Raw genomic sequence first — 11,558 nt, forward strand, 5'->3', positions numbered from 1 at the left:
GATCGAGACGTCAGTCCTCGTCGCCGACGACGTGCACCGCAGCCTCTTCGGCGCTGGCGCCCGCCCCGTCGATCCCGCAGTCGGTGGCGACGGCCTCGGCCTCGTCGTCGCGGTAGTCGCCGGCGTCGGGCGCCAGCAATCGACCGGCGCGACGCCCGCCCACCTGATCGGCATCATCGACGAACTCGTCGTCGGCGTCGGATTCGTGCGACCGCCAGTCGCGTCGCTCATCGGCGGCGATGTCGTCGAGCGGATCACTCGCCCCGACGTCGGGCTCCTCCTCGGAGAGCTTCTCGTCCAGCGTCTCCCCCTCGCGCATCTCCTGCGCGGTCAGCCCGTGCACGGCACCCTTGGGCGCGTAGTCGGGCGGGGAGAAGCCCTCGTCGAGGACGTCGTCGACGCCACGATCATCGAGCGTGTCCTCGGGTTGCAGCTGATCGTCGGGGTCGAGGCTGTACTCGCCGTCCGAGCCTTCGGGGGTGCTGTCGTTCTCGTAACCGCTCACACTTTCACGATGCCAGGCCGCGCGACCGCGGGCCAGCATGCCCGGCCGAACGAGGTCCTTCGGCCCCGCACCGAGGCTCGGAGCGGTTACGTCTTTGTGAAACAGATCACTTTTGTGCCCGGATTCGGCGACAATGACGACTGTGATCGAGGAAATGCAGGACGAAGCCCGGTCCTTGCTCTCCGCGGGTGAATACGGACACGCGCTGGCCGAGTTCTCGGTGCTGCGCGAGATCCGGTCGCGACGTGAGGGACCGTACTCGCCGATGTATCTGTCCAACCTCCACGACTCGGTGCGCTGCATGTCGCACCTGGGCCTGTGGGCCGACGCGACGCCGCTGTGCCGCGAGTTGCACGGCAAATACGTGCGCACGCATGGGCGCGGCGAGTGCGACACCGTCGACGTCGCCAAGCACTGGGCGTGGGCGCTGGTACACCTCGACGACTACCCGCCCGCGGTTCGCCTGTATCTGCTGACCGCCGACGCCCTCTGGGACGTCGACCGCGACCAGGCCCATCGGCTCCTCGGCGCCGCGTTGGCCCATCGCCACGACCTCGACCCCGAAGCCCTGGTCACGCCGGGAACCATCGACGGGGTGGGTTTGCGCCACGCCGACGACGTCCTCGCCGACCTCGGCGATCTGCGGTCACGACTCGCCGCCGACGACCCGCCGTTCACCTGCACGACGATCGACGGGTTGGTGGCCTGAGGCGGTTCGTCATCGCCGCCCCGAGCGGCGCAGTGATTCGCGGATGAAGACGGCGTGCGGGCTGAAGTACTCGCGGGTCCGGGCGTTGAACAGGAAATAACCGGGCAGAACGATGACGAGAATCATCGAGCCCGCCGTCAACAACACATGCCACGGGCTCAGCGCAGCAGGTTCCGGCGTGACAGCGAGCACGACGGCGAGAATCGTGAAGACCGACGGAATCACCCAGATCACGATGAAGAAACGTCGCGCCCCGCGCTTCCCGCGCAGGTAGCGGATCGCTGCGGTCAGACAAGCCAGCGCGTAGACGGTGGCGAGCCCGGCAACGATCACACCCACGACCTCGGCATTGTTGTCGGAGATCACCAGTTCCCCGGTGTCGCGCACCTCGTAGGTTGTGGTGCGCTCGAATCCGCCTGCGTTGAGCCCCACCCCGACGATCCCGCCCACGACGGCGAACACCGTCATCACCAACTGATACACCCCGAAAACAACGACCTGCCATGGCATGGGCACCGCACGGGGCGCCTCCGGAACCGGCCACTGCGCTCCGACGAACCCGGACATCGGCAGAGCCGGCGGCGGCGCGAATTGTGGTGGTGGTGGTGGCGGCGGTGGAGCGAGTCGAGGTGGCGGCGGGGGCGGCGGCACCGCGGAGTAGGCCAGCGGAAATCGTCTGCCCGACTCGGGTTCCGGTGTGTCCGGGTGCATCCGTCGACGCTAGGTCGCCAGGAACGCCGTGACCATCGTCCGATCGGACCAACCGGACATTACACTCACTCGATGGCGGTGGTCAGACCTCGACCGCGCGCCCACCCCGACGACGCCGGAAGACGTAGCTGTCCGCCGCGAAGTTTCCGGCGTTGGCGAATCCCACGGCCAGCAGTGCCGCGATGAGCGCGAGCGGGAATTCGTAGCCGCCGTCGTTGCTCCAGAATCCGTGATCCCAGTGCACTGTGGCGATTGCGCCGATCATGTCGATGATCAGCAGGATCGAGACCAGCGGCAGCAGCAGCCCGAGAATGAGCAGGATTCCGCCGACGAGCTCGACCCACGCCGCGTAGTACGCCGAGAACTCCGGCCAGGGAACGTTCACCGACTTGAAGAACGCCGTGGTGGCGTCGATTCCATTGGTATGGAGCTTCTGCCAGCCGTGCATGATGAAGACATAGCCCAGGATCACCCGGGCTGCCAGGAGTGCGATGCCGCGAAGACCGTTCATGTGCCACTTCCGTTTCTCGATCCGCCAAGTCGTGGCGGGGCGTTGCTCTGACCGAACCCAAGATATACGGACCATGGTCCGCTTACAATTGCGGCACACCGGCATGCGATGCCCACCGACCCCTCGACGGGTACTCTGAGTTTCCGCACGGTCGGTGCTCGAATAGGTGGCCCGACACGCGATCGTCACCCGGTCGAGTCCATCGCAATCAGCCCGTGACCGACCCGCGACGCCCGCGTGCCCGGAGAACCGGACCGACCATGTGACACGCCACCGAGGACGAGGGAGATGTTGAGTGCGGGGAAAGTCGGTCAAGGCATCGCGACAGCCCCTCCTCGGATCACCCGCCGACGAACTGGACCCGTACCTCCCCGACAACGGGAACCTCGGCTACCGCATCTCCCGATACGACCTGGAACTCGAGTACAAGGTCGCCAGTAACCGACTCGAGGGCACCGCGACGCTCACCGCGACGTCCTACGTCGCCCTCCAGCGCTTCACCCTCGATCTCGCCGGAACGCTGAGCGTCTCGCGCGTCACCGTCGACAACAAGCGGGTGCGCTATTCGCACCGCAACAAGAAACTCTCGATCACCCCGGCCGCGCCGATTCCGCCGGGCGGCGCGATGACGATCGTGGTGCGCTATCACGGCTCACCGCGGCCGATCCGCGGCGCCTGGGGTGAGGTCGGCTGGGAAGAACTGACCGAGGGTGCGTTGTGCGCCAACCAACCCAACGGTGCGGCGTCGTGGTTCCCCTGCGACGACCATCCGCTCGCCAAGGCCACGTACCGGATCGCGATCACCGCCGACAGCCCGTATTACGCCCTGGCCAACGGCGTCCTGGAATCCAAACGCGTACGCGCGGCCCAGACCACCTGGGTCTATCAACAGGTCGAGCCGATGTCGACGTATCTGGCGTCCATCCAGGTCGGGCCCTACAAGAAGGTGTCGTTGGCCACCAAGCCGATTCCGGTCGACGCGGTGCTCCCGCCGCGACTGACCCGCAATCTCGACATCGACTTCGGCCGCCAGGTGGAGATGGTCGAGGCGTTCGTCGAGATGTTCGGCCCGTATCCGTTTCCGCGGTACACCGTGGTCGTCACCGACGATCCGCTCGAGATCCCCATTGAGGCGCAGAGCTTTTCGACCTTCGGCGCCAACCATTGCGACGGCACGTCGCGCTCGGAGCGACTCGTCGCCCACGAACTCGCGCATCAGTGGTTCGGCAACTCGGTGACGCTGGCGCGGTGGCGCGACATCTGGCTGCACGAGGGATTCGCCTGCTACGCCGAGTGGTTGTGGAGCCAGCGCTCGGGAGGCCGCAGTGCCGACGAGTGGGCCCGGCACTACTACGCCAAGCTCGCCGCGAGTCCGGTGCGGGTCGCACTCGCCGACCCCGGACCGCGAAAGATGTTCGACGACTGGGTCTACAAGCGCGGAGCCATCACGCTGCACGCTCTGCGACTGACCATCGGTGACGGCAACTTCTTCGCCCTGCTACACCGCTGGACCGACAAATACCGGTACGGCTCGGTGACCACCGAGGACTTCATCGCCCTCGCGGCCAATTTCTCCTCGGCCCCGTTGCAGGACCTGTGGCAACAGTGGCTGTTCACCCCCGAGCTTCCGGCCTACCCGACACCCTGAACGCCGTTGCGTGAGATCACTTCTCGCGCAGCGCGCGCACATAGTCCTCGACGTCGTCGAACCGCGGCAGCAGACCGGACGCCCGTGCGGCGTCCAAACCCGGGGCCGCGGTGTCCTTCGTGGACAGTTCGTAGACCAGTGGACTGCCGTCGCGGGCGAGCGTCGGCCAATCGATCCCGAGTTCGGGATCCATCGGGTTGATCCCGTGTTCGGCACCCGGGTTGTAGCCCGTCGAGCACAGGTAGGTGACGGTGGAGTTGTCGGCGAGCGCGCAGAAGGCATGGCCCAACCCCTCCGACAGATACACCGCGCGGCGGTCGACGTCGTCGAGTAGGACGGTGTCGTGGGTACCGAATGTCGGTGAGCCGACTCGGATGTCGACGATCACGTCGAGAATCGCTCCGGTGGCGCAGGTGACATATTTGGCCTGTCCGGGCGGGACGTCGGCGAAGTGCACGCCGCGCAACACCCCGGCCGCCGACACCGACAGGTTCACCTGCGCGAGGTCGAAGCGGTGCCCGATGGTCTCGGCGAGGACGTCGGCCTTGAACGCCTCGGTGAACACCCCGCGCGCATCCCCGTGCAGTACCGGGGTCAGCTCCCAGGCACCGGCAATCGAGAGCTCTCGGACCTTCACGCGAACCCCTTTCCACGGGCGAGGATCTCGAGCAGATAATCGCCGTAACCCGACTTGCGCAGTTGCTCGGCCCGGGCCGCGAGCTGATCGTCGTCGAGATATCCACGACGCCAGGCGATCTCCTCGGGCACCGCGATCTTGAGTCCCTGCCGTTGTTCGACGGTCCGCACGAAATTGCCCGCATCGAGCAGCGAATCGAAGGTGCCGGTGTCGAGCCAGGCGGTGCCGCGTGGCAGCACCGTGACCTTGAGCTTGCCACGCTGCAGATAGTGGTCGTTGATGTCGGTGATTTCATATTCCCCACGCGCACTGGGCTGTAGCCCACGCGCGATCTCGACGACATCGTTGTCGTAGAAGTACAGCCCCGGAACCGCGTAATTGGATTTCGGTGCGGCGGGCTTCTCCGCCAACGAAATCGCCGTCCCCGACTCGTTGAACTCGACCACACCGTAGGCACCCGGCTCGGCGACCCAGTAGGCGAAAATCGCCCCACCGTCGACGTCGCCGAATCCCTGCAACTGCGAACCGAGTCCGGGGCCGTAGAAGATGTTGTCGCCGAGCACAAGGGCCACCGAATCGCCGCCGATGTGCTCGGCGCCGAGGGTGAATGCCTGCGCGAGCCCGTCGGGCGAGGGCTGCGTCACGTAGCTCAGCTCGACGCCGAATTGACTGCCGTCGCCGAGCAGCCCACGGAAGGCGTCGACGTCGGTGGGCGTGGTGATGACGAGGATCTCCCGAATGCCGGCGAGCATCAGCGTGGACAGCGGGTAGTAAATCATGGGCTTGTCATACACGGGCACCAGCTGTTTACTGACCCCCTGAGTAATGGGGTGGAGGCGACTACCGGTGCCCCCGGCCAGGATGATCCCGCGCATGGGTGCCAGGGTAGCGGGCCGAAGCCGGACTACTCTCGGTATCCTCGACACGGCCATCTCCTGAGGCGTCCCGTTGGACCGGGGCGGCCACAACACTCGTCCGCAGCTGTCCGGACACCACGAAGGGCTCGACCGACATGCGCATCCTGGTCACCGGGGGCGCCGGATTCATCGGCGCGAACTTCGTGCTGCGCACCGTCGAGAATCGCCCGGACGCACGAATCCGGGTACTGGACAAGCTGACCTATGCGGCCAACCCCACCACCCTCGATCCGGTCGCCGACTCCGTCGAACTCGTCGAGGGCGACATCGCCGACGCCGCACTGGTCGACCGGCTGGTCGCCGATTCCGACCTCGTTGTGCATTTTGCCGCCGAATCACACAACGACAACTCTCTGGCCGATCCGTCGGCCTTCGTCCAGACCAACCTGGTGGGCACCTACACCCTGCTCGAAGCGGTCCGCCGACACCGGGTGCGCTACCACCACATCAGTACCGACGAGGTCTACGGGGACCTCGAACTCGACGACCCGGCACGCTTCACCGAGCAGACCCCTTACAACCCGTCGAGCCCCTACAGTTCCACCAAGGCCGGCAGCGACCTGCTCGTTCGTGCCTGGGTCCGCTCGTTCGGCGTGGCCGCGACGCTGTCGAACTGCTCCAACAACTACGGGCCGTATCAGCACGTCGAGAAGTTCATCCCGCGCCAGATCACCAACGTCTTGTCCGGGGTGCGGCCCCGCCTCTACGGCGACGGACGCAACGTGCGCGACTGGATCCACGTCGATGACCACAACGACGCCGTGTGGACCATCATCGACGCCGGCCGCATCGGTGAGACCTACCTCATCGGCGCCGACGGTGAGGTTGACAATCGCACCGTCGTCGAGACGATCCTGGAGTTGCTCGAGCAACCGCGCGACGCGTTCGACTTCGTCACCGATCGGCCCGGCCACGACCGCCGCTATGCGATCGACTCCACGCGGCTGCGCACCGAATTGGGTTGGCGGCCAAAGTATGTGGACTTCCGATCCGGAGTGGCAGCAACGATCGACTGGTATCGCGCGCATCCCGGATGGTGGAGCGATGCCAAGTCGTCGGCAGAGGCACGGTATGCCGAGACCGAGCAGGTCATCGGCTGACCGGCACAGTTGCGCTGAGGAATTCGATCTGGTCGGCGACCACTCGTTCGAACGCACCACCTACGTAGATGTCGAAGTGACCATCGGGATAGCGACGCAGAGTCACCATCGGATTACCCTGAGCCGCAGCGATGGTGGGGCCGACCGGCGCGACACTGTCGGCGTCGCACGCACAGATCAGAGTAGGCACCCGCAGCCGAGAGACACTGCGGGCGGGCACATAGAGCGGTATGGCCAGGCCGATCCGCGCAGCAACGGAGTTGGTGAATTCGAGGTCGGGCGGGATCAAACCCAGATAGCCCGGTTGTGCATCCGGTGCGCTCATCAACGCCGCCTCGTGTCCGGAACCGGCCAATCCCACGCGCACCGGTGGACGGCGCAGTGCCGCCGACGCGAGATCGGCCAGTCCGCGCATCGTCACCTTGAGCGCACCGCGGCGATCCAGCGCCAGTGTCGAGGCCGGGCCACTGGTGAACGGACATTGAGCGACCACCGCGGCCACTTCCGAATGCCGCGCACCGGCCACCAAGACGTGACCACCTCCGAATGACGTGCCCCACAGCACGATACGTGCGGTATCGACGCCCGACAAAGTACGCGCATAGGCCAACGCGGCAGTCCAGTCGGCCAGTTGCCGACGGATCGAGAGCAGCCCTCGCGGAGTACCGTCACTGTCGCCGAAGTGCCGATAATCGAACACCAGGCACGCATATCCCGCGGCAGTGAAGCGCTCGGCAAAGGCGTCGAGGCGCATGCGACGCACCGCACCCAACCCGTGCGCCATCACGATAACCGGTGGATCACCGGCCGGATCGTCCGGTCGGTAGAACCAGGCACGGCATATCACCCCGTGTGAATCGAACTCGACATCTCGTCGCATCGTGACTCCCCCATCACTCGCCTTCCAGGTCTATCAAATCCCGGCCGATCTGCCGGTAACGATATGGTGTCGACTCGCCCGATCGGCTAACGTCGCCCGGACCGGGCCCGACATCGAGATCACAGCGTCCACCTCGACAGACTTCGGAGAAGCAGTCATGAGAACACGTCCGGTCGGTCATCGTCTCACCGGTCAGCGCCGTCGCATCGCGACAGCGCTGATCACACTGGGCATTGTGGGCAGCACGGCCGCTACGTTCGCACCCGTCGCCGACGCCACCCCCTCGACGGCGGGCGTGGGAATCCACCGGGTGGACCAACTCGGCGATCTTTCCTACCAGGCGATGTTCGCCGTCGGGGTACAGGTCTACGAATACGCCGGGGTCATCGAGGAGCACTCCTCCGTCAACCCGCCCACCTACTACACCGTGCTGCGCAAACTACACACCCCCGCGCAAGGCACGCCGGGCAGCCGCCGATACGGATTCGTCGGCGCAGCACTACCCGCCACCTTCGCGATGTACCCGACCCTTGGCCATCCCTCCGTGCTGGCACATTCGAGCTTCATCTTCGGGGTGAATCCCTCGCGTATGACGATACTGCCGGGAACTGGCCTCTCGCAGTGCCTTTCCTTCACAATCGGCCCCGTCGGACCGCTCACCGGGGGTGGCGCGCTCGCCAGCAACACCTGCCCGAGCTGAGTGCTCGGCGCGGCCGCCAGCCGAGAACCGAGAACCGAGAACCGGGCAACTCAGCTCCGTGGCCGCGACCGCTGGTGCCGCCGGGCCTTGGTGCGGTTGCCGCAGATCGCCATCGAACACCACCGCCGCGTCCCCGAACGGCTGGTATCGAGGTACCAGAGCACACACTGCGGGTGCTGACATTGTCGAATCCGGTCGGGAACCCGCGCCAGGAGGTCGAGATAGCCTTCGGCGGCGAGCCACGGCACCGCCCACGCCGGATCGTCGACGACGAGTTCGTCGTGCACCCCGTCGGCTCCGAGTGACAGCTCGCGATGCCCATGGGCCAGAACGTCATTGAGCGCCGAACGGGATTGTTCCTCGGTGGGCCGCTGGGCCACCGAGGCGATCGCCTCACGCGTCGTGCACAGCGCCACCCGCAATGCTGCGTCGGCCCGCTCCGGCCGGTGTCGCTCGTCGAGGATCGCTGATCGTAACCAGATCTCGACGCCGTCAACGGTTTTCAGTAGATCCTGCAGGCGGCCACCCTCGATCCAATGGGTGTCGAGAAGATCCAGCGGGAGCGGCTCGCCGAGGAGCGGGCGCGGATCGGCCTGCGAGGTCATGATCCCAGGGTAAAGGCGGGTCGGCACCTGTGCGCACACCCCCTTGCGCCACGATCGATAACCTCCTAACGTCATTTAGACAGTTACACCGGCAGCATCCCGCCGGTGACCAGCCAGGAGGCATCATGTCCGTACCCACATCCGAGACCTCACCACTGCAGGTGGCCGCGACCGGACACGTCGCGCTCAACGTCACCGACCTGGCCAGATCGGTCGATTTCTACACGGGCGTCTTCGGTTTCGACGTGCTGGGGCGGAGTGACGATCCCGGACAGGAGTTCGCTTTCCTCGGACGCGGCGCCGAGTTGGTCCTGACGCTGTGGCAGCAGAGCGCCGACGAGTTCCCGACGGCCATGGCCGGCCTGCACCATCTGGCGTTCAACGTGCCAACGATCGCCGATGTCGAAGCCGCACAGGAATTCCTGCGTTCGCGGGACGTACCGTTGATCTACGACGAGATCCTCGCGCACATGCCCGGCATGACCTCCGGCGGGATCTTCTTCACCGACCCCGACGGCATCCGGATCGAGATCTGCACCGCCGAGGGCGCGCAGACTCACCCGACCCGCGACGACGGCACCCCCAGCTGCGGATTCTTCTGATGGCCACCGGCTTCCACGCCGGTGAACTGGCCGCCCAGCGCAGCGCCGGCCTGGCCGAGGCCGGCGCGCGCATGGCACGCACCATCCGATCGAGCATGCCGACACCGCTGATCGGCTTCCTCGCCGACCAGCCGTGGATTCATCTGAGCGGTATCGATGCGGCGCACCGCATCTGGGTGTCGACACTCGTCGGAGACGCCGGTCTGATCGAGGTCGTCGACGACACCACCCTGCACCTGCCGCATCCGGCCGCCGACGATCCCCTGCACGACCTCGACGCGGGATCGGAGGTCGGACTACTGGCCATCGACCTCACCCGGCGCCGACGGGCGCGCATCAACGGCACCGTCCACCCCGACGCCGACGGCATTCGCATCGACGTCGACCAGTGCTATGCCAACTGCCCCAAATACATTCAGAGTCGACCACACCGGCCGGCGGTCGGCACCGACCCCGTCGTGCCGACAACACGTACCGACACCGCGCACCTGACGGAGGCCGATATCGAGCTACTGCATCGCGCCGACACCGCCGTCCTCGCGACCATCGCACCCGGCTTCGGGGCGGACTGCTCGCATCGCGGCGGGATGCCCGGCTTCCTGCAGTGCGGCCCCGACCGAACCGTCATCGGCTTCGCCGATCATCCCGGCAACGCCATGTTCAACAGCCTGGGCAACCTGGAGCTCGACGACCGGGCCGGCCTGACCGTCCCCGACTTCGATACGGGTGCGTTGCTGCAGATCACCGGTCGCGCCACGGTGCGGTACGCGACGCCGGAAGAACGGACCGTCGAGATCACCGTCGGCCACGTCGTGCACCGCTCCGGGGTGCTGCCGTGGCGATACGGTCCGGTCGAATACTCCCCGGCCTCGATCGCGGTCGCGAGCGACCACTGACCGAGCCGGTGCAACACATCCGGCACACACCGGCCGCACGAGCACTTCCCAGCCCGACCTTCTACCGTGGTGCTCATGCGCGTACTCGTCAGCGGCGGTGCCGGCTACATCGGCTCCCACACGGTGATCAAACTCGTCGAGGCCGGCCACGATGTGGTGATCGTCGACGACTTCTCCAACGCCAAACCGACGGTGATCGGCCGGCTCGAGGCGCTCACCGGGGTCCACCTGCCGGTTCATGCGTTCAACCTGACCGACTACGACAAGACCGAACATCTCTTCGCCGGTGAGCAGATCGACGCGGTCATCCATTTCGCGGGGTTCAAGGCGGTCGGCGAGTCGGTCGCCAAACCGCTCGACTATTACCAGAACAACCTCGATTCGACGTTCTCGCTGCTACGCGCCATGCGCCGCCACGACGTTCACACGCTGGTGTTCTCGTCGTCGGCGACGGTGTACGGCGCCGAGCCGGTGCTGCCGATGACCGAGGACTCCCCGACCTCGGCCACCAACCCGTACGGGTGGACCAAGGTGATGATCGAACAGGTCCTGCGCGACGTCGCCGCGTCCGACGAGTCGTGGCGGATCGCGGCACTGCGCTACTTCAACCCCGTCGGCGCGCATCCGAGCGGGCAGATCGGCGAGGACCCCTCCGGCATCCCCAACAACCTCATGCCCTTCGTCGCGCAGGTCGCCGTCGGGCGGCGCGAGAAACTGTCGGTGTTCGGTGACGACTACCCCACCCCCGACGGCACGGGTGTGCGCGACTACATCCACGTCGACGATCTCGCGGCCGGTCACGTCGCGGCACTCGAGCGCGTCGGCAGCCACGACGAGCCGATGTCGGTGTGGAATCTCGGTACGGGACAAGGCATTTCGGTTCTCGAGGTGATCAAGGCCTTCGAGCGGGCCAGCGGCCGGGAGATCCCGTACGAGATCGCCCCGCGACGCCCCGGTGACATCGCCGCCTCCTACGCCGACCCGTCGCGCGCCAACGCCGATCTGCGCTGGTATGCGACGAAGACGATCGACGACATGTGCACCGACACCTGGCGGTGGCAGTCGAACAACCCGAACGGCTATCCCGACGCCTGATCGCGAGTTCCCCGGCGTCGACCCGACGGGGCCGATGTCCGG

14 protein-coding genes are annotated in these 11,558 nt (G+C 66.3%); 7 read left to right on the forward strand and 7 right to left on the reverse strand.

What is annotated here, in order from left to right; genetic code table 11:
- Positions 1-10 precede the first annotated feature (10 nt).
- A complete protein-coding gene (locus QNM97_RS19790; RefSeq protein ID WP_283819972.1) occupies positions 11-544 on the reverse strand; it encodes a DUF5709 domain-containing protein in 534 nt (177 codons plus the stop codon).
- A 94-nt stretch (positions 545-638) separates the two neighbouring features.
- Here QNM97_RS19790 and QNM97_RS19795 point away from each other — a divergent pair, with 94 nt between their 5' ends.
- The gene (locus tag QNM97_RS19795) at positions 639-1,214 is read left to right on the forward strand and encodes a hypothetical protein (RefSeq protein WP_208794074.1); all 576 of its coding nucleotides are present in this window, start codon (positions 639-641) and stop codon (positions 1,212-1,214) included.
- A gap of 9 nt (positions 1,215-1,223) precedes the next feature.
- Here the strand turns inward: QNM97_RS19795 and QNM97_RS19800 are convergent, their stop codons facing one another.
- Both QNM97_RS19800 and QNM97_RS19805 read right to left on the reverse strand, forming a co-directional pair.
- On the reverse strand, positions 1,224-1,925 hold the full coding sequence (locus QNM97_RS19800) for a hypothetical protein (protein ID WP_283819973.1): 702 nt from the start codon (positions 1,923-1,925) through the stop codon (positions 1,224-1,226).
- Positions 1,926-2,007: 82 nt separating this feature from the next.
- A complete protein-coding gene (locus QNM97_RS19805) occupies positions 2,008-2,436 on the reverse strand; it encodes a DoxX family protein (protein WP_283819974.1) in 429 nt (142 codons plus the stop codon).
- Positions 2,437-2,731: 295 nt separating this feature from the next.
- Here QNM97_RS19805 and QNM97_RS19810 point away from each other — a divergent pair, with 295 nt between their 5' ends.
- A complete protein-coding gene (locus QNM97_RS19810) occupies positions 2,732-4,084 on the forward strand; it encodes a M1 family metallopeptidase (protein WP_283819975.1) in 1,353 nt (450 codons plus the stop codon).
- A gap of 16 nt (positions 4,085-4,100) precedes the next feature.
- Here QNM97_RS19810 and QNM97_RS19815 read toward each other — a convergent pair whose 3' ends face one another.
- Together QNM97_RS19815 and rfbA are read right to left on the reverse strand one after the other, a co-directional pair.
- Positions 4,101-4,721, reverse strand: a complete 621-nt coding sequence (locus tag QNM97_RS19815; RefSeq protein ID WP_283819976.1) for a dTDP-4-dehydrorhamnose 3,5-epimerase family protein — start codon at positions 4,719-4,721, stop codon at positions 4,101-4,103.
- Positions 4,718-5,596: a glucose-1-phosphate thymidylyltransferase RfbA gene (rfbA, locus tag QNM97_RS19820; RefSeq protein WP_283819977.1), complete on the reverse strand. Its 879-nt coding sequence runs from the start codon at positions 5,594-5,596 to the stop codon at positions 4,718-4,720. The genes QNM97_RS19815 and rfbA overlap by 4 nt, the downstream gene beginning before the upstream one ends.
- A gap of 137 nt (positions 5,597-5,733) precedes the next feature.
- Between rfbA and rfbB the strand changes: the two genes are divergently transcribed.
- A complete protein-coding gene (gene rfbB, locus QNM97_RS19825; RefSeq protein ID WP_283819978.1) occupies positions 5,734-6,738 on the forward strand; it encodes a dTDP-glucose 4,6-dehydratase in 1,005 nt (334 codons plus the stop codon).
- On the opposite strand, the gene QNM97_RS19830 is transcribed toward rfbB, so the two are convergent.
- Positions 6,728-7,618 carry an alpha/beta hydrolase gene (locus tag QNM97_RS19830; protein ID WP_283819979.1) on the reverse strand — a complete coding sequence of 297 codons (891 nt, stop codon included), beginning with the start codon at positions 7,616-7,618 and terminating at the stop codon, positions 6,728-6,730. The genes rfbB and QNM97_RS19830 overlap by 11 nt on opposite strands.
- Positions 7,619-7,775: 157 nt before the next feature.
- On the opposite strand from QNM97_RS19830, the gene QNM97_RS19835 reads away from it, so the two are divergent.
- Positions 7,776-8,318 (forward strand): hypothetical protein, encoded by a 543-nt coding sequence (locus tag QNM97_RS19835; RefSeq protein ID WP_283819980.1) that lies wholly within the window; start codon positions 7,776-7,778, stop codon positions 8,316-8,318.
- 50 nt (positions 8,319-8,368) lie between these two features.
- Here QNM97_RS19835 and QNM97_RS19840 read toward each other — a convergent pair whose 3' ends face one another.
- Complete coding sequence (locus QNM97_RS19840) at positions 8,369-8,923, reverse strand: CGNR zinc finger domain-containing protein (protein ID WP_283819981.1); 555 nt, start codon at positions 8,921-8,923, stop codon at positions 8,369-8,371.
- A 125-nt stretch (positions 8,924-9,048) separates the two neighbouring features.
- Here QNM97_RS19840 and QNM97_RS19845 point away from each other — a divergent pair, with 125 nt between their 5' ends.
- From QNM97_RS19845 to galE, 3 genes are all read left to right on the forward strand, one after another.
- On the forward strand, positions 9,049-9,525 hold the full coding sequence (locus QNM97_RS19845) for a VOC family protein (protein WP_283819982.1): 477 nt from the start codon (positions 9,049-9,051) through the stop codon (positions 9,523-9,525).
- Positions 9,525-10,421: a pyridoxamine 5'-phosphate oxidase family protein gene (locus QNM97_RS19850; RefSeq protein ID WP_283819983.1), complete on the forward strand. Its 897-nt coding sequence runs from the start codon at positions 9,525-9,527 to the stop codon at positions 10,419-10,421. Before QNM97_RS19845 ends, QNM97_RS19850 begins: the two co-directional genes overlap by 1 nt.
- A gap of 75 nt (positions 10,422-10,496) precedes the next feature.
- Entirely contained in the window at positions 10,497-11,516 is a 1,020-nt protein-coding gene (gene galE, locus QNM97_RS19855; protein ID WP_283819984.1) for a UDP-glucose 4-epimerase GalE, read from the forward strand.
- Positions 11,517-11,558 lie beyond the last annotated feature (42 nt).

It is taken from the genome of Gordonia sp. L191 (genome assembly GCF_030077625.1).
Classification (GTDB): Bacteria; Actinomycetota; Actinomycetes; order Mycobacteriales; family Mycobacteriaceae; genus Gordonia; species Gordonia polyisoprenivorans_A.